This window comes from Moorena sp. SIO1G6, from assembly GCF_010672795.1.
Taxonomy (GTDB): Bacteria; Cyanobacteriota; Cyanobacteriia; order Cyanobacteriales; family Coleofasciculaceae; genus Moorena; species Moorena producens.
This window is the reverse complement of sequence record NZ_JAAHFZ010000001.1, coordinates 538,720-564,719: the sequence shown is the minus strand read 5'-3', so window position 1 is coordinate 564,719 and position 26,000 is coordinate 538,720. Positions and strand designations below refer to the sequence as shown.

General features: G+C 45.0%; 15 protein-coding genes and 1 tRNA gene. 12 read left to right on the top strand and 4 right to left on the bottom strand.

The window, feature by feature from the left end:
• Window positions 1-28 precede the first annotated feature (28 nt).
• From F6K63_RS02505 to F6K63_RS02495, 3 genes are all read left to right on the top strand, one after another.
• Window positions 29-571 carry a (2Fe-2S) ferredoxin domain-containing protein gene (locus F6K63_RS02505; protein WP_287265674.1) on the top strand — a complete coding sequence of 181 codons (543 nt, stop codon included), beginning with the start codon at window positions 29-31 and terminating at the stop codon, window positions 569-571.
• A 263-nt stretch (window positions 572-834) separates the two neighbouring features.
• Window positions 835-1,482 (top strand): response regulator transcription factor, encoded by a 648-nt coding sequence (locus F6K63_RS02500; protein WP_008180320.1) that lies wholly within the window; start codon window positions 835-837, stop codon window positions 1,480-1,482.
• Between the two features lie 73 nt (window positions 1,483-1,555).
• A complete protein-coding gene (locus tag F6K63_RS02495) occupies window positions 1,556-2,836 on the top strand; it encodes an aspartate aminotransferase family protein (RefSeq protein WP_287248905.1) in 1,281 nt (426 codons plus the stop codon).
• Window positions 2,837-2,853: 17 nt separating this feature from the next.
• On the opposite strand, the gene xseA is transcribed toward F6K63_RS02495, so the two are convergent.
• Entirely contained in the window at window positions 2,854-4,089 is a 1,236-nt protein-coding gene (xseA, locus tag F6K63_RS02490) for an exodeoxyribonuclease VII large subunit (RefSeq protein ID WP_008180322.1), read from the bottom strand.
• A 764-nt stretch (window positions 4,090-4,853) separates the two neighbouring features.
• Here xseA and recA point away from each other — a divergent pair.
• The gene (recA, locus tag F6K63_RS02485; RefSeq protein WP_008180323.1) at window positions 4,854-5,939 is read left to right on the top strand and encodes a recombinase RecA; all 1,086 of its coding nucleotides are present in this window, start codon (window positions 4,854-4,856) and stop codon (window positions 5,937-5,939) included.
• A 303-nt stretch (window positions 5,940-6,242) separates the two neighbouring features.
• On the opposite strand, the gene F6K63_RS02480 is transcribed toward recA, so the two are convergent.
• Window positions 6,243-6,542 carry a DUF3493 domain-containing protein gene (locus tag F6K63_RS02480; protein WP_008180324.1) on the bottom strand — a complete coding sequence of 100 codons (300 nt, stop codon included), beginning with the start codon at window positions 6,540-6,542 and terminating at the stop codon, window positions 6,243-6,245.
• A 66-nt stretch (window positions 6,543-6,608) separates the two neighbouring features.
• Between F6K63_RS02480 and F6K63_RS02475 the strand changes: the two genes are divergently transcribed.
• The 5 genes from F6K63_RS02475 to F6K63_RS02455 all read left to right on the top strand — a co-directional run bounded on the left by F6K63_RS02475 (window position 6,609) and on the right by F6K63_RS02455 (window position 17,905).
• Window positions 6,609-6,680: transfer RNA gene (locus F6K63_RS02475), tRNA-Thr, on the top strand.
• 394 nt (window positions 6,681-7,074) lie between these two features.
• Window positions 7,075-7,191 (top strand): photosystem II reaction center protein I, encoded by a 117-nt coding sequence (locus tag F6K63_RS02470; protein ID WP_071986807.1) that lies wholly within the window; start codon window positions 7,075-7,077, stop codon window positions 7,189-7,191.
• A gap of 262 nt (window positions 7,192-7,453) precedes the next feature.
• A complete protein-coding gene (locus F6K63_RS02465) occupies window positions 7,454-10,555 on the top strand; it encodes a DUF3769 domain-containing protein (RefSeq protein WP_287265670.1) in 3,102 nt (1,033 codons plus the stop codon).
• Between the two features lie 461 nt (window positions 10,556-11,016).
• A complete protein-coding gene (locus F6K63_RS02460) occupies window positions 11,017-13,077 on the top strand; it encodes an AAA-like domain-containing protein (protein ID WP_287310632.1) in 2,061 nt (686 codons plus the stop codon).
• 208 nt (window positions 13,078-13,285) lie between these two features.
• On the top strand, window positions 13,286-17,905 hold the full coding sequence (locus F6K63_RS02455; RefSeq protein ID WP_287310630.1) for a WD40 domain-containing protein: 4,620 nt from the start codon (window positions 13,286-13,288) through the stop codon (window positions 17,903-17,905).
• 145 nt (window positions 17,906-18,050) lie between these two features.
• Here F6K63_RS02455 and F6K63_RS02450 read toward each other — a convergent pair whose 3' ends face one another.
• Window positions 18,051-18,185: a hypothetical protein gene (locus F6K63_RS02450; protein ID WP_287310629.1), complete on the bottom strand. Its 135-nt coding sequence runs from the start codon at window positions 18,183-18,185 to the stop codon at window positions 18,051-18,053.
• 462 nt (window positions 18,186-18,647) lie between these two features.
• Between F6K63_RS02450 and F6K63_RS02445 the strand changes: the two genes are divergently transcribed.
• Together F6K63_RS02445 and F6K63_RS37060 are read left to right on the top strand one after the other, a co-directional pair.
• Entirely contained in the window at window positions 18,648-18,845 is a 198-nt protein-coding gene (locus F6K63_RS02445) for a hypothetical protein (RefSeq protein ID WP_044493793.1), read from the top strand.
• Window positions 18,846-19,094: 249 nt separating this feature from the next.
• Window positions 19,095-19,655 (top strand): methyltransferase family protein, encoded by a 561-nt coding sequence (locus F6K63_RS37060; protein WP_353812794.1) that lies wholly within the window; start codon window positions 19,095-19,097, stop codon window positions 19,653-19,655.
• Window positions 19,656-19,775: 120 nt separating this feature from the next.
• Here F6K63_RS37060 and F6K63_RS02435 read toward each other — a convergent pair whose 3' ends face one another.
• On the bottom strand, window positions 19,776-21,755 hold the full coding sequence (locus F6K63_RS02435; protein WP_287310627.1) for a hypothetical protein: 1,980 nt from the start codon (window positions 21,753-21,755) through the stop codon (window positions 19,776-19,778).
• A gap of 509 nt (window positions 21,756-22,264) precedes the next feature.
• Between F6K63_RS02435 and F6K63_RS02430 the strand changes: the two genes are divergently transcribed.
• Complete coding sequence (locus F6K63_RS02430) at window positions 22,265-25,882, top strand: alpha-mannosidase (RefSeq protein ID WP_287310625.1); 3,618 nt, start codon at window positions 22,265-22,267, stop codon at window positions 25,880-25,882.
• Window positions 25,883-26,000: the final 118 nt, after the last annotated feature.

Sequence of the window (26,000 nt, the reverse complement as noted above, 5' to 3'; positions counted from 1 at the left end):
TCATCCTCACACAAAAGCCCTAAAACTCATGCCAGCAGACAAAACTGAGCCTGAAGCTACCCAAGCATCTAATTCTGATAATTCTGATAATTCTGATAATTCTGACACTTCCACTATCGAAGCATCAGAGCAAATTACCCTAGCTGCTAACATAAAAAGCTTAGGGCTTAATCAAATTCAGCGCCACATTTTCCTGTGTGCTGATCAAACTAAACCGAAATGCTGCTCAAAAGAAATTAGCCTTCAATCCTGGGAATATCTCAAAAAACGCCTTAAAGAGCTAAAACTAGACCAGCCCAAGGATGTTCAACCAAGTGGCATTTTTCGCACCAAGGCTAATTGTCTGCGAGTCTGTACCTATGGTCCTGTCATGGTAGTTTACCCAGACGGTGTTTGGTATCACAGTGCTACTCCTGAGGTGATTGAACGCATTATTCAAGAGCATATTATTGGCAACCAAGTTTTAGAAGACTATGCTTTTTTAGTTCATCCTTTGCCAGAAACTCTTCAACCATCTGCTTTAGACTACCAGGCAATGGAAGCAGCTCCTCCCCAACCCCAAGCAGGTTAACATCCTAGTTGTAATGAAGCCCACCTTGGCGACGCAACGGGTTCTAAAATCTACTGACTTGGCCAGCCTAGGGTTCCCGGTGCAACGTTCAAGTTAAGTCTTTTCCTTACCAACCCTAATTCTTACCAACCCTAATTATGGTGAGGTAGGATTATTGGTTGGAGAGTTAAAGCAGCTTGGTAACTTCCAGGCATTAGAAAAGGCAAGAGGTACTACCACTATTAACAAAATTAAGCAAGCAAAGTATAAAAAACGTTACAGTTATGAAGGACAATGCTGTAAGAGAGCAACAAAAACTGCTGCTGATTGATGATGACCCCAACCTCATATTGCTAGTCAAGGACTACCTAGAGTTTCGGGGATACGAGGTGATGACCGCTGAACATGGGAAAGAAGCTCTGGACATTTTAGAGCAGGATATTCCTGATATGATTATCTGTGACGTGATGATGCCAGAAATGGACGGCTATACCCTGGTAGAAAAGGTCAGAGATGATTCTCGCACCAGCTGCATTCCGGTACTATTTCTCTCAGCCAAGGGTCAAAGCCAAGATCGAATAAAAGGACTCAATAAGGGTGCGGATATTTATATGGTTAAGCCCTTTGAGCCAGAAGAACTGGTAGCACAGGTGGAATCTTGCCTCAAGCAAACTGCTCGTATGATGCAGCTCACAGTTTCTAATCCAGACAGCGCACCCAGAATTAACGTTCCTTACGATGTTGATTTGACTCCTACTGAGCGGAAGGTTGTCCAGTTTGTGGCAAGAGGTATGGCAAATCGGGAGATTGCTCAGCAGCTGAATGTTTCTCAGCGTACCATAGAAAGTCATGTGTCTAACATGCTAGGGAAAACTGGTCTCCATAACCGTACTGAATTAGCCCGTTGGGCAATTGAAAATAGTATGGCATAACGCTCCATACGCTCATTGGTAAAGCCTAGCAAGCCAACCTTGACCGTTCACTAATCACACAAGGACTAAGCTCGTGAGCCCAGAAACTATTGTTAACAATCCCACCCGACCGGCAGAGTCAGCTCCGGCTGGGGGTGCACCTTATGACCTAACTGAATTTGATGCTAGGGTCATGAAAACCTATGGACGCTTTCCTATTGCCTTAGAGCGGGGTGCCGGTTGCCATGTCTGGGATACTTCCGGGCGAGACTATCTTGACTTTGTGGCAGGGATTGCTACCTGTACCTTAGGTCATGCTCACCCAATTGTGGTAGAAACGGTAATTAAGCAAATCCAAAAGCTAAACCATGTTTCCAATCTCTACTACATTCCAGAGCAAGGGGCATTAGCGAAGTGGCTCATTGACCATTCTTGTGCAGAACGAGTATTTTTCTGTAACTCGGGAGCGGAGGCTAATGAAGCTGCTATCAAACTGGCACGGAAATATGGCCACACTGTGCTCGATATTGAACAGCCAGTGATTTTGACCGCTCAGGCCAGTTTCCATGGGCGAACCTTGGCAACAATCACAGCTACTGGCCAGCCTAAGTACCAGAAAAACTTTGACCCCTTGGTACCTGGGTTCGAGTACGTACCCTACAACGATATTCAGGCATTGGAAAATGCGATCGCAGATATTGATGAGGGAAATCGCCGGGTAGCAGCAGTGATGCTGGAACCATTACAGGGAGAAGGAGGTGTTCGGCCAGGAGACCTAGACTACTTCCAGCAAGTTAGAGAGATCTGTGATGAAACTGGCATCCTGCTGATTCTGGATGAAGTCCAGGTGGGTATGGGTCGCACTGGTAAATACTGGGGCTATCAGAATCTGGGAATAGAGCCAGATATCTTCACCAGTGCCAAGGGATTGGCTGGTGGCATTCCCATTGGAGCAATGATGTCTAAGAAATTCTGTGATATCTTCCAACCCGGAGAGCACGCTAGCACCTTTGGTGGTAATCCATTTGTCTGTGCAGTCGCCCTATCTGTAGGAAAAACCTTGGAACAGGAGAATATTTTGCAAAATGTTCAGGTGCGGGGTGAGCAGCTGCGCACCAGACTAACAGCGATCGCTCAGAAATATCCCGAAGTTATTGACGAAGTGCGAGGCTGGGGTCTAATTAATGGGCTTGTACTAAAATCAGATATCGATCTGACTTCCGTGGATGTAGTTAAAGCCGTTATGGAACGAAGTTTGTTGTTGGTACCAGCAGGACCAAAGGTAGTTCGCTTTGTTCCACCCCTAATTGTGTCAGCTCAGGAAGTTGACCAAGCGGCTCTTATTGTAGAGCAAGCCTTACAAGCTTTAGCTTAACCGTCAACGGTCAACCGTCAACTATCAACAATCTCGATAATCTTGACTTTAACTTGACCCTCACCTAACTGAATTTGTAGTTCTTCTCCAGGAGCCAAATGCCCTGTAGACGAAGCAATGGTTCCATCTGAGGTGCGCACTAGTGCATAGCCTCGTTGTAGGACTTTTTGAGGGTCAAGGGTATTGAGTTTTTCCTTGAGAAGTTGACAGTGCTGGATCCCTTGGCTCAGACGCTTTGATGTCACTTGCAACAATCGCTGATGCTGAAATGCCATCGCATTTTGTTCCTGGTGTAGTTGTTGGTCTAGAGCTAGGTGTCGCAATCGTGTTCGTAGATGGTGCAGTTGATGGCGAGATGCCTGTGTGATTTGAGTCACCGCTTGATAAAGGCTAGTCTGCCGCTGTTGATGTTCAGCATAAAGGGTGATCAGTTCTGGTACAGCTTGTTCCGCTGCTGCTGTCGGGGTGTGAGCACTGTAGTCAGCTACTAAGTCAGCTAAGGATTCATCCCGTTGATGACCAATACCGGTGATCACCGGTATTGAGCATTGAGCAATTGCTCGCACCACCCGTTCATCATTGAAACAAGCTAAATCCTCTGATGCTCCACCCCCCCGAGCTAATATCAGTAGTTTGGCTCTGCCATCCCGCTCGACTCGATCAATAGCGTTAACTATTGATGCGATCGCAAGTTCCCCTTGAACCTGAGCCGGTGAAAACAAGACTCGTAAACCAGGATACCGTTGCTGTAGTGTACGTTTAATATCTCCCCAAGCAGCCGCTTGGGGAGAGGTAACCACAGCAATAGTTTCAGGATGAATCGGCAGGGGGCGCTTTCGTTGTGGGTCAAATAATCCTTCGGCTTCAAATCGTTGGCGTAATTGGCGTGAGCGCAAGGCTTGCAACCCCTCACCCGCCGGTAAGGCTTGCCAGACATTCAGCTGATACTGTCCCCGCTGAGGATAAACTCGGAGGCTGCCCAAAATAATCAACTGTTCTCCTATTACTGGTAGTTGCACCAGCTTGCTTAACTGGCTCCTCCAGGCTACACACCGTATCGTAGCCTTGGCATCTCCGTCTTGGAGGGTAAAAAACATCCCTTTTGGATGGTGGTTACTACTAGAGACTTCTCCAATCACCCAAACTCTATGGAGTTGGTCATCTTCCTCTAACAACTCTTGGATATAGTCGGTTAACCCAGCAACCGACACAATTGCTTCTGAGAATAGGGAATTGATTGTAGATGAGGCCATTGTATCGGTAATCGTTAATAAATTAATAATTTTTCACATCATGCTCTTGAATGTTTCCTAGTGACTGATCGCGTAGCGTGGCCAAAGGCCTTTCAAGGCTTTTGCTGATTATATATAATCAATTTTAGTTAAATCCTGAACAAAAGTATTTCCTAGTGGGTAGCCCATGCCAAGATTGATACCCATAGCAACAGGTGCGCGCCCGTTCGCGCCCCGCGTATCCTAAGGAAAAGGTAAAGCGGACCTATGAGAAAATCCCACTAGTTCCTTTAAGATCATTTCTTTACAAGCAAGTACTTTTGTACTATACTTTACTCAAGTAACTGATCCTCCTCAGCATTCCTACCCAGCTTAACCAAGCAGTGTTGCAGAGAGCTCAAGGAGCTTAAACAGTTAAAATGGATCAGTAACTATAGTCTGGCCTGATCCTTGCATTTAAGAGCCAGAAGGATTGAACAACACCAATCTTAACAAGGGATGGGATTTACCAAACCGTTGGCCTAATATAGAGTATCAGTCAGATCGGTGAAAACCCCTAATTTCAATAAAATTAAAATTTACAGCACAGCTGTTGTTGAGGTATTTTACCTCCTCCTGTGGCAATAACTACCACAAAGCGTGTTAGTCCAATCCTACTTTTAAGGTTGCGTGTAGGCGGTCTTTAACTCCTTGAGCAACATCCCCTCTCAATTCCCCATGTTTCTTTAGGGGGAGAATTCAAACTACCTAATTAGTCCCGATACAGTAAACTTTTTGAGGCATCCATGGCTACCCCAATCACAAACAGTCCCGAAAAAGAAAAAGCTCTGAACCTGGTACTAAAACAAATTGAGCGTAATTTTGGTAAAGGTGCCATCATGCGCTTGGGTGATGCCACCCGCATGAAAGTGGAAACCATTCGGAGTGGGGCAATTACCCTAGATTTAGCCTTGGGGGGTGGTCTGCCAAAAGGTCGCATTATTGAAATTTATGGCCCAGAAAGCTCTGGTAAGACAACCCTAGCCTTGCATGCCGTTTCAGAAGTGCAAAAATCTGGGGGAGTTGCAGCGTTTGTTGATGCAGAACATGCTCTTGATCCCACCTACTCGGCAGCTTTGGGGGTTGATATCGCCAACCTTTTAGTATCTCAACCTGACACAGGGGAATCAGCCCTAGAAATTGTGGATCAACTGGTTCGTTCTGCCGCAGTGGATATTGTTGTTATTGACTCTGTAGCTGCTTTGGTACCCCGTGCAGAAATTGAGGGGGAAATGGGTGATAACCAAGTGGGTTTACAGGCGCGGTTGATGAGTAAAGCGCTCCGCAAGATTGCTGGTAACATTGGTAAGTCTGGGTGTACTGTTATTTTCCTCAATCAGCTACGACAAAAAATCGGCATCACCTATGGTAGCCCAGAGGTGACTACGGGTGGTAATGCACTTAAGTTCTATGCTTCAGTTCGCCTGGATATTCGTCGAATTCAAACCCTGAAAAAATCTAACGAGGGGGAATATGGGATTCGTGCCAAAGTCAAAGTTGCCAAAAATAAAGTTGCCCCTCCTTTCCGCATTGCAGAGTTTGACATTATTTTTGGCCAAGGGATTTCCCGCTTAGGGTGTCTGGTGGATTTAGCAGAACAAACCAAAGTCATTCTGCGCAAGGGAGCCTGGTATAGCCACAATGGGGACAATATTGCTCAAGGTCGGGATAATACAGTTAAGTATTTGGTTGAACATCCCGAGTTTGCTGAGAATATTGAGCAGCAAGTACGTCAACAACTGGACATGGGAGCAGTAGTTTCAGCTAACTCAGTGGCTCCTGTGGATAGCAAGGAAGCAGATAGCATTGAAGCAGGAGAAGAAGAGGCTTAATCTATCAGCATTCAGCTATCAGCATTCAGCTATCAGCATTCAGCTAATGCCCTACGCGCACGCTACGGGAACAGCTTTTGAATCAAACAGGTAAGGATTGGTTTAATCTGAGTGAAGTCACAGGCTGGAAGCCTGTGCCACAAAGCTGAGTGCTGACCCCTGACCCCTGACCCCTGACCCCTGACCCCTGACCCCTGACCCCTGATAGCTGAATGCTTACAATTTACTTTTCTTGAGTGTACTTTCTAATCAAAAAGCGGTCTGTTTCTGGTGGCTCTACAGACGAGTATCATGGTTTTCCTGCTATAACTTGCGTTCTGCCTTATTTTCCAAGCGAAATAGCCAAACCATCAACATAACTACACCAATTTGCAGAGCCAAGTTAGGCATGGCAGTAGCTACAGCTTTACCAGCAGCTAACTGGGCTAGAAAAACCATTGCACCGATAAAACCAGAGGCACCGAAGGCAATATAGATAAACTTTCTTAAGCCTCGGTAGGGATGTTGGGCTTCTGCTTTTAGCCTGGCATACTTCTCGGGATTGATTTTTTGCCCAGAGACTTTGGGATTGGGGTAAGGTTTTTTTGAGTTCGAGTTGGTCATGAATGTTTTACCCTAACTTACCTGACTGATTTGCTGTAGTAATATTTGCTATATTAATAAACTGGTGCCGATGTAGCTCAGTGGTAGAGCATTCGATTCGTAATCGAACGGTCGGCGGTTCAAATCCGCTCATCGGCTTTGGGTAAGCAATCAGCAATCAGCAATCAGCAATCAGTTATCATTTATAAACTATCAGTTATCAGCTATTAGTTATCAGCTATTAGTTATCAGCTTATGGGTTAGGTTCGAGCGATTAAAGTCACAGGGTCGAAGCCTGTGCCACAAAGCTGACGGCTGACGGCTGACCACTGACCGCTGAATGCTTACCCAGCTTTTATGCCAGTTTTAAGGATATTAAAGGTTAAATGGGAGCCACCTTTAGGTATGATCTTAAAAAAGTATGAAGTTAGTCGTGTCGCAAAATCAGATGGTTTTTGATCTAGATTCCCAATTCTAGAAGTTTCACCATCAGACCAATGTCTCATGTACTACTTCATCTTCCGTATTTCATATCTTCTTGGGAGAACTCAACATGGCAACACTCAAAATCATTGTTTATATAGTGGTTAGCTTCTTTATTGCCTTATTTGTGTTTGGCTTCTTGTCAAACGATCCATCTCGTAACCCTAAGCGGAAAGATTTCGAGTAAATAGCGTTCGCGAAGCGGTTCCAAAGGAACATCGCATTATCATGTCAGGTCTATCAAAGACCTCAACTAGAGATAGCCACGGCTCGTGAAGACGGGATTATCTAGACAAAACCACGCTCTTAGATGAGGGTGGTTTTGTATTTATGCTTAATTAGTTGTAATATGGGCTGTCTTTGTCGATAACCGATTTGGAACTACAATCTTGGGGATTGAGTCAAGGATTGTTGGTCTGAATAGTAAAACACCAGCCAATTAGTGAAAAATGCCCCAGCCAGTTCAGCCGCCGGTCGTACCCGCAATTATTCAAACCGTTAAACCTTCCCAGACCACTAGCCACCTCGATGAATTATCTCAAAGAATAACCGTTTCGGCACCGTACCAAACACAGCAAAACCAGGTACTGCTCAAACCCTACCCAACAGGAGAGCTCAAGATTGAGGCTTTCCCAATATTAGCCACAGACAAAAGCGCTGCTAGCTTAGGTCTACCAATTTCCCGAGCAGTTGGCCAGACCTTGCCAAGCATAACAAACAGCCAAGACAATTGGCAACTAGGGCAAGGAAAACAGTGGCAACAAACTTTTCTAAAACCAGGAATCAAGCAACCACTCCATCCTGATTTAACCTCCTTACTCAATAGTCCAACTCCAGAAGCACCATCAACTCTGGAACCGGAATTTTCGACTAGGGTTTCTCCTAGGTTTTCCTCGTCGGTTACTTCTGAGACAGGGGTTGCTGATTCTGGGTATAATGCGGCCCCCCTAGCCCCCCAAGTTTGGGGGGAACAAAACCTTCAAAGTACTCCAAAATTAGGCGTTGCTGATTCTGGGTATGATGCGGCCCCCCTAGCCCCCCAAGTTTGGGGGGAACAAAACCTTCAAAGTACTCCAAAATTAGGCGTTGCTGATTCTGGGTATGATGCGGCCCCCCTAGCCCCCCAAGTTTGGGGGGAACAAAACCTTCAAAGTACTCCAAAATTAGGCGTTGCTGATTCTGGGTATGATGCGGCCCCCCTAGCCCCCCAAGTTTGGGGGGAACAAAATCTTCAAAGTCCCCCAAACTTGGGGGATTTAGGGGGCTTTCCCAAAACCAGACGATCCCACATTAATACTTCAATTCACCAAAGCCAACCTAATAGCCAACCTGAAATTAAACCTGAAATTAAACCTGAGCTAAGACCTGAGCCTGGGAATCAAGAAAGATTCTTCGCTGTTAACTCTTACCCCAAACGATGTTCTACTCTCGAAACCTTACCCAGGCCAGATGACCCCTTGAGCATCAATCCAAATTGCCCTTTGCCAATTCCTAGGAGCAAGCGTATTATAGCTCAAGAGCGGGGGGGAGAGACTAGAGAATTTGAGTTAATCATCCCTGAGCAATCTAACCCACCTTCCCTAGAAGAGACTGCACCACAATCAGACCAAGACTTGTCTCAACGCCAATCTGGTTCCGAGTTAGATTCGGAGGTTACTGCTCCCACAAGTACCTTCGATACTAATGAGCCAGACATACTTGAATTGACTTCAGACCGTCAGGAGTATGACGATACTAGACAAGTGATTACAGCAGTGGGTAATGTTACCTTGCGGTTTCAAGATGCCTTACTAGAAGCTGACCGTTTGCAAGTAAACTTGCCTAATAAGATTGTGGTCGCGGATGGGAGTGTGGCTCTCACCCGTGGTAACCAGGTGCTAGAGGGAGAGCGCTTTGAGTATTATTTTGTTCAAGATACTGGAGTGGTGTTGAAGGCTAGGGGAGAATTTGTCAGAGCAAGTTCAGATTCTGGGCAAACCACCCCAACTCAACCGGTCAGCCGCAGAATTATTAATAGCCAGCCCTTAGCTGGAATTAGTAATCCCGGAGCCTTTGCCATTGAGTTTGGTGCTCGGGTTATTCCCAATACTGAAACTGGGGCAACCACAACCGCTATCGAATCTCCCGACATCGAAGGGACTATCAATCGATTCCGCTATGAAGCAGACCGGGTGGAGTTTGATGGGTTAGAAGGAGTTGCTACTAATGTCAGAATTACCAACGACCCCTTTTCCCCACCAGAATTGGAGTGGCGCACCAGAAATGCTCGATTTCGGCGGATTTCCCCAGAAGTAGATGAAGTAATTGCCAAGAATCCTCGACTGGTGTTTGATCAAGGGTTTTCCTTGCCTACATTTCGTGAACGGTTTGTGATTGACCGCCGTGAGCGGCAACCGAGTTTATTGGATTTTGGGTATGATGATGACGACCGGGGTGGTGTGTTTATTCAGCGTGGCTTCAAGGTAGTTGAAACACCCTCGGTCAGGTTTAGTCTAACACCACAGTTCTTTCTTCAAAAAGCCATTCTTGGAGATAATGATGAAGATGAGAACAATGATCCAGAAGGTGGTGGCGTAATCGATCCGGCTAACTTTGGTTTGCTTGCTGACCTGGATGCTTCCTTAGGGCCACGCACGACACTAGTAGGTTCCGCAGAACTCACTAGTCTGGATCCTGATGATCTAGAAAACGAATCTCGGGGAAGTTTGCGGCTCCGACAAACTATTGGTAACACATATCCTCATCGCCTGACCTTGGAATCCAGCTATCGCGATCGCCTTTTCAATGGCTCTTTGGGTTTCCAAACCGTTCAGAGTAGTATTGGGGGTATATTTGAATCACCAACAATTCCCATCGGGCAAACTGGTTTGACCATTCGATATCAAGCTGGTGTTCAGCATATCAATGCTAAGACCGATCGAGCAGATTTGCTACCTCTGCCACCTCGGGATAACAATCGGATTAGTTTGACCCGTTATCAAGGGAGTGCAACTTTAAACTGGACACAACCCCTTTGGCAAGGTAAAACATTGCCAGCAACTGCTGAAGAAGGTATGCGCTATACACCAGCACCAATTTTACCCAATGTTCAACTAAATTCATCCATTACCGGTGTGGCTAGTGCCTATAGTAACGGTGATTCTCAAGAGTTTCTCCGTGGGAGCATTGGCTTAACTGGGCAATTCGGTCATTTTTCTAAACCGTTTCTTGACTATACCGGTTTTAATATTGGCTATAGTCAAGTCGCCTTAGGAAATACATCACCATTTTTATTTGACCGAGTTGCAGATACTCGAGTCCTTAATGCTGGTATTACCCAACAACTCTATGGTCCATTTCGAGTGGGTTTCCAGACTTACCTAAATTTAGATACAAATGAGGAAATTAGTACTGATTTCTTTTTAGAGTATTCTCGTCGAAGTTACAATGTTTTATTGCGCTATAATCCAGTACAACAACGGGGTTTAGTTGGTTTACGAATTAATGATTTTAACTGGACAGGTGCCACAGAACCCTTTGATACGTTTAGTAACAGCTGGGAGGATGATTAGGGAGGTCAGCCGTCAGCCATCAGCGGTCAGCCATCAGCGGTCAGCTAAAAGCTCACGCTACTTGAGGTGCTTTTTAGCACAGGCTTTGGCCTTTGGCCACGCTGTGCGAACGACGCTGTGACTTTCGTGACTATTAAACCAATCCTTACCTGTTTTATTAAAAAGTTCCGTAGCGTGCGCGTAGCCCATAAGCTGATAACTGAAAGCTGATAGCTGTTCGGTGTAGCGTGCGCGTAGCGCTTAAGCTGACATAGGGAGTAGGAGTATGAAGTAGGGTGAAGCAAATCGAATGGCTCTGATAATTATCAGAAACGTTAGAATTATTTGTGTGGAAAAAGAAACCGTAAACATTCAGGTAAGCTATCAGCTAATGCCCATAAGCTGATAGCTGATAGCTGACGGCTGAATGCTTACGATAAACCCTACCCAAATTAATATCCTGGATAGGTTGGGCATCTCAGATGAAGACTAATAAGCATCGGTCAGTCTGTGGGAAATTCAAGCAGCGGTTAAATAATGCGGTTAAACGCTGGTTTAATTCCCCTAAAAATCGTCATAGCAGCACCACACAACCGATACCTCTTTCTGTGGGAGAGCCTTATGCTCCCTACAAACCTCCCTTAACTACTCAGCGACCTAACCACAGCTACGGCGTAACTAATCATACCTGGCCCCCTGGTTATCGGCTACAGAGGGGGAAGTATACCATCCAAAAAAAACTAGGACAAGGTGGGTTGGGTATTACGTACTTAGCGCGAACTAAAACAGGCGATCGCATTGTTATCAAAACTATCCTTAATCATGTACTCCGCCAAGAGAATTTATTAGAGTATTGGAAAATTTTAGCCAATGAAGCGGTAAAATTAGCCCAATGTAGCCGTGGGAATCCTCATCTAGTCCGCTTATCAGAAGAAATCATCCGAGAAGGTGAACTGCCCTGCCTAATCATGGAATACATCGAGGGGGAAACCTTGTCGGATATAGTTAACCGGCAGGGTGTGCTCTCAGAAGAGAAAGCCTTGCTTTATATCCAGCAAATTGGTAGCGCCCTCTGGGATATTCATCAGCAAGGGTTGCTCCATCGGGATGTTAAACCCAATAACATCATGGTGGGTCACGATGGTTCTGGTGCGGTGTTGATTGATTTGGGTATTGCTACTAGGTTTGTCCCTGGGGTTACCCAAACTCATCTCTGTGCCGTGACTCCAGGCTATGCTCCTCTGGAACAATATCAGTTCCGTTCGCAACAGGGTTCCTACACCGATGTTTATGCTTTAGCCGCTACCTTGTATTTTCTTTTAACTGGAAATGAACCAGTACCAGCTGACGAGCGGGTTGAGGGAGCTGTATTACCAGCACCAAACTATTTTAATCCCCAGATTAGCGGACGCATAAATCGAGCCATTATCCATGGCATGAACTTGGTGGCAACCGATCGCCCTCAATCTATACCAGAATTTTTAACGTTACTGGGTATTGAGTTACCAACTAATAATAGTAACTATAATAGCACAAATAACAGCAATATTCAACCACAGACAACCGCTAAAGTTGAAGACTTTTATATAGAACGTCCTCAAGATGCTGAGTGTTATCAAAAGATTTTACAACCAGGCGCACTAATTCGGATTAAAGCACCCAAGCTGATGGGGAAAACCTTACTCAGTAATCGCATTCTTACTTATGCTAAGTCTCGGGGTTATGGCACGGTTTATTTGAATCTGAATCAATTACCTTGCCATGATTTGGATGTATTTTTACAGTCGTTTTGTGTGCGAGTTGGTGACAACTTGGGATTGTCAGACCAGTTGGATAAGTATTGGAGTAAACGATTATATAGTAAAGTAAATTGTCAACGATATTTTGAGCAGTATCTGTTAGCGTCTTTATCCAGTCCTATAGTTTTGTGTTTGGATGAAGTAGACCGAGTGTTTCCTTATCCAGAAGTAGCTCGAGAATTTCTAGGTTTGTTGCGCACGTGGCATGAGGATGGGAAAAATAATCAGCCTTGGACAAAACTGCGATTGATTGTAGTTTATTCTACAGAAGTTTATATTGAATTGGATATCAATCAGTCTCCTTTTAATGTGGGAGAAGCAGTAGAGTTATCGGACTTTTACTTAGATAAAGTTCAGAGTTTAGCTGGGCGTTATGGTTTAAGTTTATCCATTGAATCAGGTCAAAAGTTAATGGGTATGGTAGGCGGACATCCTTATTTATTGAACCTGGCTTTCTCTACTCTTAGCAAAAATCCCAACATGACCATAGAGCATCTTTTAGAAACTGCCCCGACAGAATCAGGGATTTATCGTCATCATTTGCGAGAACTTTTAAATAATCTGATTCTCCATCCCAATTTACTGGAAGCTTTCAAAAAATTACTGACAACTACTAAAGCTGTGCGTCTGGAACCTAAGGATACCTATCTCTTAGAAAGTCTGGGATTAGTCAAAGCAATCGGTAATGATTGTATTCCGAGATATAATTTGTATCGTCAGTATTTTAGTAACAGGATTTTATAGTTAGGGAGCAGTCAGCAGTCAGCAGTCAGCAGTCAGCAGTCAGCAATCAGCCGTTAGCAGTCAGCAGTCAGCAGTCAGCAGTCAGCAGTTAGCCATTGGTTGGAAAATGAAAAGTGAAAACTGATAGCACCTCAAGTAGCGTGCGCGTAGCACATAAGCTGATAGCTGATAGCTGATAGCTTCTTTATTCCCTACTCCCTTTCCTACCATGACCAACCAACCAACAATCTATCAAGTTGGGGGAAGTTTACCTCAAGATTCCACAACTTATGCTGTGCGCAAAGCTGATGACGAAATTTTTCAGGCTTTGATGGCTGGGGAATTTTGTTATGTGCTCAACTCGCGACAGATGGGTAAATCGAGTTTGCGGGTACAAACTATGAAGCGTCTCCAGAAAACAGGAGTAGCTTGTGGTTGTATCGATTTTACCATGATTGGGAAAGAGAATATCCCCATAGAGATGTGGTATTCAAGCTTGATAGTGATGCTGGTGGATGAGTTTAAGCTATCAGATAAATTTGATGAAGAGGCTTGGTTTAGAGAAACAGAGCACATCACTCCCTTGTTAGGGTTTGGCAAGTTTATTGAATCGGTATTATTGGCAAATATTCCAGAAACTATTGTTATCTTTCTAGATGAAATTGACAGTATTATTAAAGTAGCGTTTAAAGATGATTTCTTTGCTTTTATTCGCAGTTGCTATAATAAACGAGCCGAAAATACAGTCTACAATCGGCTGAGTTTTTGTTTGCTGGGAGTAGCAACTCCAGCGGATTTGATTCAGGATAAACAGCGCACTCCCTTTAATATTGGTCGGGATATTGAACTGACTGGATTTACCTTTGAAGAGGCGAAAACACCACTGCTCCCTGGTTTGGTCGGGAAAGTGGATAATCCTGAACAGGTGTTAGGTGAGATATTGACCTGGACGGGGGGACAACCGTTTCTGACCCAGAAGTTGTGTAAGTTAATGGTGGAGCATGCTCTGGCTTCCCCCTTATTAAGGGGGACGGGAGGGGGATCCATCGATAGCACTTCTGGAGAGGGTACCCCCCTAACCCCCCTTAACAAGGGGGGAACTTCTGGAGGGGGATCCATCGATAGCACTTCGGGATTGGGTACCCCCCTAACCCCCCTTAACAAGGGGGGAACTTCTGGAGGGGGATCCATCGATAGCACTTCGGGATTGGGTACCCCCCTAACCCCCCTTAACAAGGGGGGGACTTCTGGAGGGGGATCCATCGATAGCACTTCGGGATTGGGTACCCCCCTAACCCCCCTTAACAAGGGGGGAACTGGAGTTGGGGGAACTGGAGTTCACACAACTTCAGTTGAACAGGTCGCCCGTAGCCAGATTATTGACAATTGGGTATCTCAGGATAAGCCAGAGCACTTGAAGACCATACGCGATCGCATTCTCAGAAATGAGCAACGGGCGAGTAGGCTGTTGGGATTGTATCAGCAGGTATTAGATCAGGGTAGTCTTGCCGCTGATGGCAGTGAAGAACAGACAGAATTAAGGCTATCGGGGTTGGTAGTGGAGCGGGATGGCTGTTTGACCGTTAACAACCGGATTTATGGCAGTGTTTTTGATCGGGATTGGGTTAAGCAAGAATTGGCTAGACTGCGTCCCTATTCTGAAGCCTTTACTGCTTGGGTTGAGTCTGGGTGTCAGGATGAAGCTCGTTTGTTGCGGGGGGTGGCGTTAGAGAATGCTCAAGCTTGGGCTAGGGGTAAAAGTTTGAGCGATTTGGATTATCAGTTTTTAGCTGCTGGTCAGGAATTAGACCGCCGGGTATTGGCAGAAGAAAGTCAGATATTAGCGGAGGCTAATGATACGTTAACTGAGGCTCAAAAGAAAGCAAAGCGAATCATCAGCATAGGTGCTATTCTAATGGGTTTGTCCTTAATTGTGGCTGTGGTAACTGGGATCAAAGCTAGAGAGAATTTTCGAAAATCAAAGGAAGCTCAAACAGGTACCCAACTAGAACAACAAGCGCTTAGTATTTTACGGCGGTTACCAGGGGATAATGGTTACTATGGCAATCGAGAGCTTTTATTCTCAGCCATGGATACTGGGCAACAGCTATATAATATCGTGAAAGATGGTCGCCCTTTGGATAACTATCCTGCCATCAGTCCTATCTATGCTCTACAGCAGAGTCTTAGTAAATTCAAAGAAAATAGACTTTTTCGAGGACATCAAGGCCCGGTACAAAGTGTAAGTTTTAGCCCCGATGGTCACATGCTGACTACGGCATCAGACAGTAATATCAGACTTTGGGATTTACAGGGCAATCCATTAGCACTGTTTCAAGGACATCAATCCTCGGTATTAAGTGTAAGTTTTAGCCCCGACGGTCACATGCTGGCTACGGCATCATATGACAATACTGCTAGACTCTGGGATTTACAGGGCAATCCATTAGCTGTGTTTCAAGGACATCAATCCTCGGTAAATAGTGTAAGTTTTAGCCCCGACGGTAAAACCCTGGCTACGGCATCAGAGGACAAAACGGTCAGACTCTGGGATTTACAGGGCAATCCATTAGCTGTGTTTCAAGGACATCAATCCTCGGTAAATAGTGTAAGTTTTAGCCCCGACGGTAAAACCCTGGCTACGGCATCAGAGGACAAAACGGTCAAACTCTGGGATTTACAGGGCAATCCATTAGCTGTGTTTCAAGGACATCAAGACTGGGTAAGAAGTGTAAGTTTTAGCCCCGACGGTAAAACCCTGGCTACGGCATCAGAGGACAAAACGGTCAGACTCTGGGATTTACAAGGCAATCAATTAGCTCTGTTTCAAGGACATCAAAGCTTGGTAACTAGTGTAAGTTTCAGCCCCGATGGTAAAACCCTGGCTACAGCATCATGGGACACTCTCAGAGTCTGGGATTTACAGGGGAATCTATTAGCACTGTTGAAAGGACATCAAGACTGGGTATTAAGTGTAAGCTTTAGCCGAGATGGTAAAACCCTGGCTACAGCATCAGCAGACAAAACGGTCAGACTCTGGGATTTACAGAGCAATCAATTAGCTCTGTTTCAAGGACATCAAGGCTTGGTAACGAGTGTAAGGTTTAGCCGAGATGGTAAAACCCTGGCTACGGCATCATGGGACAAAACGGTCAGACTCTGGGATTTACAGGGCAATCCATTAGCTGTGTTGAGAGGACATCAATCCTCGGTAACGAGTGTAAGGTTTAGCCGAGATGGTAAAACCCTAGCTACGGCATCAGAGGACAAAACGGTCAGACTCTGGGATTTACAGGGCAATCCATTAGCTGTGTTGAGAGGACATCAATCCTCGGTAACGAGTGTAAGGTTTAGCCGAGATGGTAAAACCCTAGCTACGGCATCAGAGGACAAAACGGTCAGACTCTGGGATTTACAGGGCAATCCATTAGCTGTGTTGAGAGGACATCAATCCTCGGTAAGTAGTGTAAGTTTTAGCCGAGATGGTAAAACCCTGGCTACGGCATCAGAGGACAAAACGGTCAGACTCTGGGATTTACAGGGAAAGCAATTAGCACTGTTTCAAGGACATCAAGGACATCAAGGTCCGCTAACTAATTTAGTAAGTTTTAGCCCCAATGGTAAAACCCTGGCTACAGTATCAGGAGACAACATGGTCAGAGTCTGGGATTTACAGGGAAAGCAATTAGCTCTGTTTCAAGGACATCAAGGTCCGCTAACTAATGTAGTAGTAAGTTTTAGCCCCGATGGTCAGATGCTGGCTACGGCATCATGGGACAAAACGGTCAGACTCTGGGATTTAGAAGGAAATCAATTAGCTCTGTTTCAAGGACATCAAGACCGGGTAAATAGTGTAAGTTTTAGCCCTAATGGTCAGATGCTGGCTACGGCATCAGTGGACAAAACGGTCAGACTCTGGGATTTACAGGGCAATCCATTAGCTGTGTTTCAAGGACATCAATCCTTGGTAAACAATAGTGTAAGCTTTAGCCCCGATGGTAAAACCCTGGCTACAGCATCAATGGACAATACGGTCAGACTCTGGCCAGTGGAGGATTTAGGTCAGATGCTGGTTAGGGGCTGTAAGTTGCTTGAAGATTACTTTGTGGAGAATTTTGAAGCTTTAGAAAGCTTAACTACATGTCAAGATTCAGTGGACAAAGTAGCAGTAGCTCCCGGTCTTGTTAAGCAAGGTGAGAAGTTAGCAAAAGAAGGGGATGTCGATGGTGCTATTGCTAAGTTTAAAGAAGCCCAAGAATGGAATTCTGACCTAGAATTCGACCCAGAGAAAAAAGCCAAACAACTAGCAGCACGCGCTAAACTTGAACAAGGTGATAAGTTAGCAGAAGAGGGGGATGTCGATGGTGCTATTGCTAAGTTTAAAAAAGCCCAAGAATGGAATTCTGACCTAGAATTCGACCCAGAGGAAAAGGCAAGAGCGATCGCTAAAGTTAAACAAGGTGAGCAGTTAGCTCGAAAGGGTCAATTAACCAAAGCCCTATCTCTCTACAAACAAGCACAAAAACTAGATCCAAACCTAGAAATTTATGCTTATGATTGGAACTCACTCTGTTGGTTTGGTAGCCTCCATGGATATGCTGTTGAGGTGATGGATGCCTGTGAAAAAGCAGTAGCAAAAGATTCTGAAAATGGAGGTATTCTGGATAGTCGTGGTTTGGCTAGAGCCCTGACTGGGGATACCGCAGGAGCCATATCAGATTTTCAGGCATTTGTAGATTGGACCGACAATGATAAGTTGAAAGCAAAACGGCAAAAATGGATAGATGAGCTTCGGGCTGGTAAGAATCCTTTTACGGAAGAGGTGTTGAAGAGTTTACGTTGGGAGTAAGGGTAGGGAAGGTAAGAGGCAATACGCCCAAGTCAGAAGTTAGAAGTCAGAAGTCAAAAGTAAGCTATGACTAAGTTTCGGAGTTTAGGAGCGATGCAGCGCGGTCTTGGGGGTTTCCCCCACTCGCTATTGCATCAAGACAATGTCAAACATCTAAATGCATAGCGCTATAAGAGGCAAGAGGTAAAAAATCTTGTAGAACTGGCATCTTGCCAGTGTCAATATCTGGCATTTTGCCAGTGTCAATATCTGGCAAAATGCCAGTGTCAATATTTGGCATCTTGCCAGTGTCATGCTTATGGTCGGGCGGGCAGGATGCCCACTCTACTGATATTGATTAGGCAGTAGAACTGGCATCTTGCCAGTGTGAATATATTGTCGCGCGGGCATCTTGCTGTAGAACTGGCATCTTGCCAGTGTGAATATATTGTCGCGCGGGCATCTTGCTGTAGAACTGGCATCTTGCCAGTGTGAATATATTGTCGCGCGGGCAGGATGCCCACTCTACTGATATTGATTAGGCAATAGGCATGCTAGCAATAGGCAAGAGTTTCCCGACTCCCGATTCCCGACTCCCGAAAAGTTTGTTACAAAATTTTTCAAAATATGTTATAATATAATATTTTTTGTGTTATACTATAAAAGTGGGCGCTGAGACGCCCAGAGTCAAGAGCTAGCCCGCTGAGAGTCCAAAATCTACGGGCTAGCTCTGGCTCCCCAATCACAAGGAGATACTTTTATGATGACGTATTCTGAACGCCTTCATCCATGGGTGGTCATGCGGCTGTTACCAAAAATGCAGCGGGTAGTTGTTGCTCGCTTCCGCAATCGGTCGGATGCGGAGGGACATTTGTGGGCCTTGAAACGATTAATGCCTGATGCAAAATTTGTGATTGTATTCGATGTTGGTAATAATAATCCGATGGATGAAGAATCCTAGGAATTTACATGCATCTTGGTGGAATGGGCATCTTGCCCGTTCCACACTGAATACTGATAGCTGTTAGCGTAGCGTGTGCGTAGCGCTTAAGCTGATAGCTAAACATACGGCGGTTTGCATAACTATCAAGTACACTGACTTTTATCCCTATTCCCTATTCTCTATTCCCTCTTACCTGCTCCCTGCATCGCTGCTCCCTAAAACCTAGATATTTATACCTCACAAGTCGTAGAATTGCTTTCAAACATCATGCTAGTCTTAAAATCTTGCGCCCTAATCTTATTCACAACTTGTTTGATCAGTTTTTCTTGGGCAGGCTTGGCTTTATTTACTCGCCCTAATGGAATCCCAAATGGTGTGCGGATCCTGTCTGTATTATGGACGCTATTAATAGTTCTACAGGTCAGTACCATCGTTCTTACTGAAGAAACCAATCTAATCCTAGGTTTAATGGGACTGAGCATCTATATCAGCTCACTAGTTTTGTTTTCGTGGACAGTTAAAACAACTAAGGAAAAGCCTTTGTCTCTTTGCTATTCCGATGATTTACCAAACCACATCTTTACCACTGGCCCCTATAAATTCATTCGTAATCCCTTTTACACATCCTACTTACTCTGTGTGCTAGGTGGTGTTTTTGTTACTAATCAACTCTGGCTACTAATCACAGTAGTAGTAATCTTTGTACCCTACTATCAAGTTGCTCGCCAAGAAGAGGCTAAATTTTTAGCTAGTAGTTTTGCGGCTGACTATAAAGTGTATAAAGAAAACACAGGAATGTTTTTGCCTAAGTTATTGCTGTTTTCTTAGCCTGGGCGGCAGGAAACGTGCAACAGCAAACGGGCAAGATGCCCGTTCCACCAAGATGCCCGTTCCACCAAGATGCCCGTTCCACACTGAATGCTGATTGCTGATAACTGATAGCTTATATTAAAATGGCCACAACCGTTGCAGCAATCGCCAAATTTTAACCACTAGCTCTTCTATCCAAAGTATGGTGATGTCTAACCACTCCAGCACTCGTTCTAAAGGATGTTTAACATATCCTTCTGGAGTTGCTTTAGTTTCAATCCAGTCTTGATTTGGCTCTACATCACTATGGTTTCTAGAGTTAGCGATCGCACTATTTTCTTCTCCCTTAGATCCGTTAACCTTGGTGCTACCAGAGTTAACAACTGCTAGCGGTTGATCTTGAGATTCTTTGGGAGTAGTTTTTCCTAAATTATCCTGAATTTGGGACAGGTCTGGTGATTTATCAGTTTTAGAATTTCTCTTCTGGCTGATCGATGGTCTTGCTTTAACTTTTGAGGATTTATTTCTCGATATAATCAGCTTACCTGGAGCCTTTAGTAAGTGCAGGTATCGCTTAAAGAGGGTCCAAATAGACTTTTCTGACTTCACAGGAATCTTGCTGTTGAATCCTTCGGGTAACTGATGTCTATTATATTTAAGATTAGCAACCGGTAATTCTGCCTGATTTCCGGAGTTGGAGGTTGAGGCAGAGAAATTTTGGGAGTGGTCAGATCCATCTGGATTGCCCCATAAATCATTATCGGTTAACCAAGGCTCCAATTCATCTGATTTAGACCCAGATGGTGTTGAGGTGGATGATCTTAATGAGGGGGAAAGTGGAGGGGAATTATCTCCTGATAGCTGATGGGCTTCTGGGTATAAATTATCCCTGTTTCCTCCTGGTAAAACCTCTCCAGAACCAGAAGCAATTTCAGATTGGTCTGAGGAACTACTCAAACTAAAATTAGATGCTTTTCTACCAAAGAAATAGTCAATCGCAGCATAGATTAAGCTTAAAATTTTAAGTCGGTTAGTGTCAGACCCAACCGTTACCTCCTCTGAGCTATCACCCTTAATAAATGGTTTTTGTAGGGCTTGCCTCAGCTTAACCACCACTTCAGACCCTGGTAATAATTGGTGTGATTCCAGTTCTAGCAATTTGTTATCCAGGAAAGTTAATAGGTCTTGAATTGGGCTAGAAGGTGATAGCTGGAATGGTTTGGGTTTAGGTTGTCGGTGATTAGAGGTGGCTGATTTACCCTTGGAAACAGCTCGAATGATCCTCGATTCCCCGAAAAGATTAATTGCGATCGCTACAGGACTAGTTTGCACCCAGGCCATTAATCGCCAGAATAGCCTGATGGGTGGCAAAATAGGGGGGTGATCTAAGGTAGCAAGGGAAGGGGATGCTTTTTTGCCATCTAACGAGTGGGCTAAACGCCATTTACGCATTAAGTCAGCCACCTCCCAGCTAATTCTGGATGCTAGTTTTTGCTGCTGCTGGGGTGTCAATATATCCAGAATTTGGTTTTGCACTGTCACCAGCACTAGACCCCGGTTGTCCAATAAACAAGCTACTCCCTGAATCAGCATATGCTCATTAGTCGGGGCTTGAGCTGGGGTTTGATTTGGAGTTGCCCATTCTCCTGCGGTTACAGCTTGCCCATTATTTAGGCTGACAGGTTGCCCGTTATTTAGGGATGTTCCCCTTTGCCGTTCGATTAGGATAGGTTGCCCGTTATTTAGGGTAACAGCTTGCCCATTAGACGGTCTTAGGTTGTCTAGACCAAGTTGAAGGTTAAAGCTGCCAAGGTTCAACTCTTGTAAGACTCGCTGAATTGCTGTATCTGCTTCTGGCGGTGTTTCCTGGGTCTGGGCGTGGCTAAATGTCCTTAATTGGGGCAATCCAGCTTTTACTGAAGAGGAGATTTGACGCCCAGCCGATAAACTAGCTTGCACTAGCAGGTAAACCGGATAAAGTAAAATTTGTCCTCCCCATACCGCTGCAACCTTTAAATGCCGTGTTGTACGTTCAATTTGGTCAACAAACCGTTGAGATTGTCGATTGATAAAGTTAAACAATCTACTGCGATAGGGACCTTTGGCAGGGGAAGACATGATGGTTATTGCTTGGGTGAGGGATTAGCTATAGCGATTTGTATCTCGATTGTGAACACACTTATTGCAGGAAAAGGCAAAAGGCAACAGGCAACAGGCAACAGGCAACAGGGGCAAGAGCTCCTCAATTTTATTGTCCAATAAAAAAAGAGCTTTTAGGTTTACATCTCAAATACAAACGCGCTTATCAGCCTGATCGACATTTAAGCTGCATCTATACCAGGAACTGGTTATTGGTTGACAGTTGACGGCTAGCGCTCATAGCACTACCCATTAAGCTGTTTGACATTGATACAAGCTCAAAAGCTGTTGTAGTCAACTTTTAGGTGCGACCCGTGGCGAATTTAATTCTTCATGGGTCAAGGGCACCTTTGCCTCTAGCATGCATGCCTCTTGCCTTGCGCGTAGCGCTATAACTTTCAATAAACCACCAATAACAAATTAATCATAGTCGGTGCCATTGATTTTAGGGAAAATTTGACTAATCTTATTCCAATTACTTAAACCCAATGGATCAGATTAGGATTATTGATGGAATTAATCATGCGATCGCAAAACTCCGTGCTTTAACTCAAACAAATGTTCAGCAGGGTTGGCGATACTGTAATGAAGATATTCCTTACCCTGTGGCCACTCAACCAGAGTGCTGGGAGAATTGGTCAATAGCCCAACGTAATGACAAGGATTACATTACTTGGTCTGCTGGCAGACAAGTGATCTGGTTAACTCAACGATTCCTAGTACCCCAGGATTTGCAGCGCTATCCTTTAGCGGGCTTAGGATTACGTTTGGTATTGACGTGGTGGGCAGAATCGGCTGAGATTTTTGTCAACGGTCAGCTGGTACAAGAAGGGGATTTGTTTGATTCCTCCACACGGATGCTGCTAACTTCAACAGTCGTGCCAGGGGAAGAGTTTGCCGTAGCCCTAAGGTTGGTTAGTCCTGGTCATGATATCGGGGGATTAATGCGATCGCAAATCCTCTACGAAGCCACCAATCATGATATCGATCCAGGCTTTGTAGCTGATGAATTGGCTGTCTTACAAAAGTATAGCGCTAACTTTGAACCCGAAAAATTAGCGACTCTAGCTAAGGCTGTGGCTGAGATTAATTGGGATATGGTTTCACAGCCGACAGAATTTATGCGATCGCTTACCCGATTGCGCCAACAACTCAGTACAATTGAGAATTCAAACTTCAGAATTCAAAATAGTCAAAACTCTATCCAAATGCTAGGTCATGCTCACCTTGATCTAGCTTGGTTATGGCCAGTGAGCGAGACCTGGGACGTAGCTGTGCGTACCTTTGAATCAGTATTAAAGCTACAGCAAGAATTTCCAGATTTCACCTTTTGCCATACCACACCTGCCCTTTATGCCTGGATAGAGCAGCATCGCCCTGACTTATTTAAAGCGATTAAACAACAAGTGGCTGCTGGTCGCTGGGAAATTGTGGGGGGGATGTGGGTAGAACCGGAATTAAATTTAATTGATGGTGAATCAATTGTCCGACAAATCCTCTATGGTCAACGTTACGTCCAGAAAACCTTCGGTCAGTTAACCACAGTGGCATGGGTAACCGATAGTTTTGGCTTCTGTTGGCAACTACCTCAATTGCTCAAACAGGGTGGAATTGACTACTTCGTGACCCAGAAGCTGCACTGGAACGATAGCACCAAATTTCCCTATGGTGCTTTCTGGTGGCAGTCTCCCGATGGCAGTCAAATCTTCAGCCTAATGTCTCCCCCTAACGTTGCTGGTGTTATGGATACAAATCCCATTACTATGGCAAGCTATGCCATTGATTGGGAAATTCAAACTTCACTCAAGGAGGCATTTTGGTTACCTGGTGTGGGAGATCATGGCGGTGGTCCCACCAGGGATATGTTACAAGTAGCAAGACGTTGGCAACAATCCCCATTCTTCCCAAAGCTGGAATTTACCACGGCCAGTGAGTATTTGTTGTTCGCGAAGCGTGGCCTTTTGGCCAAGGTTAGTAGGTTGAAAAGCCCAACCACTAAAGAGATTCCGGTCTGGAATGATGAACTCTATCTAGAATTCCATCGGGGTTGCTATACCACTCACGCTGACCAAAAGCGCTATCTACGTCGTTGTGAGGGGTTATTGTACCAAGCAGAACTGTTTGCAGCCCTGAAAACCATTGCGACAGGACAAGCTTATCCTAAGACTGAACTAGAGCAAGCCTGGAAAAAGGTGTTATTTAATCAGTTTCACGATATCTTACCAGGAACATCAATTCCGGAAGTCTTTGTAGAAGCTAATCAGGCTTGGGAGGAAGTAGAGGAAGTGACGGGAGATATATTGGAGGAATCATTAAATGCGATCGCATCCAAGATCACCCTGCCACCACCACCAAAACCCAATGCTCAAGCGATTATTGTCTTTAATCCTCTCAATTGGCAGCGTTCAGAAGTAATTGCGATTTCTTTAGCTGTTTCGTTACCTGTTTCTATACCGGTCGAGTCAATCGAATGGGAAGTGTATGACTGTTTTGGGGAAAAGATAGTCTCTCAAGTTAGCCACGATCAAGCCCAAGATATCCCAAACCATGACAATAACAATGAAAATCTCTCCTATTCTCAAATAGAATTGCTGTTTCTAGCCAGTAATATTCCTTCGGTAGGATATCGTGTTTTTTGGTTGTGCAGCAATGATGTGGAGTTGACCATAGAGCTATCTCCCGATTCCCGATTCCCGATTCCCGATTCCCTCCTGGGAGGGGTTAGGGCGTGTTTTCAAAGTTTTCCGCAAGATTTAGATCCCCCCCAGCCCCCCTTAATAAGGGGGGAGCCAAACTCAAAGTCCCCCGAGCGAGCAATCCCTCGCTCGGGGGATTTAGCCCCCCAGCCCCCCTTAATAAGGGGGGAGCCAAACTCAAAGTCCCCCTTTTTTAAGGGGGATTTAGGGGGATCTCCGAGTTTGAAGACATGCCCTAGGGGTGGGTACCGATTCCCGATTCCCAATTCCCGATTCCCGATTCCCGATTCCCGATTCCCGATTCCCGATTCCCGATTCCCGATTGAAGATTTAGTCTTAGAGAATCAATACCTACGAGTAGTGGTAGACCCAGAAACTGGAGATTTGAGTAGTGTCTTCGATCAGGTTAATCAGCGGGAAGTGCTTAGTGGTCCTGGAAATCAGCTACAAGCTTTCGAGGATAGTGGTCAATATTGGGATGCATGGAATATAGACCCAAATTATGCTGACCATCCTTTGCCGAGCACTGAGCTGATCGGGATCGAGTGGGTTGAAACAGGAGTATTGAGTCAGCGTTTGCGAGTGGTGCGTCGGCTGATGCGATCGCAATTTTGTCAGGACTATATCCTCTGTGCTGAATCTCCAGTCCTCAAAATTGCCACTACCGTAGACTGGCAGGAACGCCATGTATTAGTCAAAGCTGCTTTTCCATTAGCCATTGATGCGGATTATGTGTCCTATGAGATGCCTTGTGGGGTAATTCCACGTTCTACTAGACCCCAAACCCCTGCTGAACAAGCTAAATGGGAAGTACCTGCTCTGCGTTGGGCAGACTTGAGTGATCAAACCTATGGTGTCAGTTTGCTGAATGATTGCAAATACGGTTATGATGCCCAGGCGTCCCAATTACGTCTAACATTGCTTCGCTCTCCGACGTGGCCCGATCCTGAAGCTGATCAAGGCATCCACCAATTCACCTATGCTCTTTATCCTCATCAAGGCAATTGGCGTTTTGCAGATACAATTCACCTAGCATACCAGCTTAACTTACCATTTCTAAGTTTACTTTGGTCTCCCCCCAATAGTTCTGTTGTCAGTAATAATGTCAGTAATAATAGTCAACCTTCTTTACCATCAACCGGACAACTATTAAATTTGTCAGCCAAGACTTTAATTTTGATGGCACTTAAACAATCCGAAGATATCCCTGATCAATGGATTCTCAGGTGTTATGAATCTCATGGGGAGTCAGCAAATTTATCCTTAGTAAGTGATTTGGGATTAAAAGTAGTTCACCCAGTTGATTTATTGGAAAGACCCGTTAGTTTATCAGAACCATCACCGGATGGAAAAGTAGTTCAGATAGAGCCTTGGAAAATAAGTAGTTTTGCAGTTAGATTAATAACCTAGAAGGGAGTCGGGAGTCGGGAATCGGGAATCGGGAGTCGGGAGTCCGGAGGTAAGCTATCAGCTATCAGCGTGTCGCGTATCAGCTATCAGTTATCAGCTAAAGGCTGAGGGCTGAGGG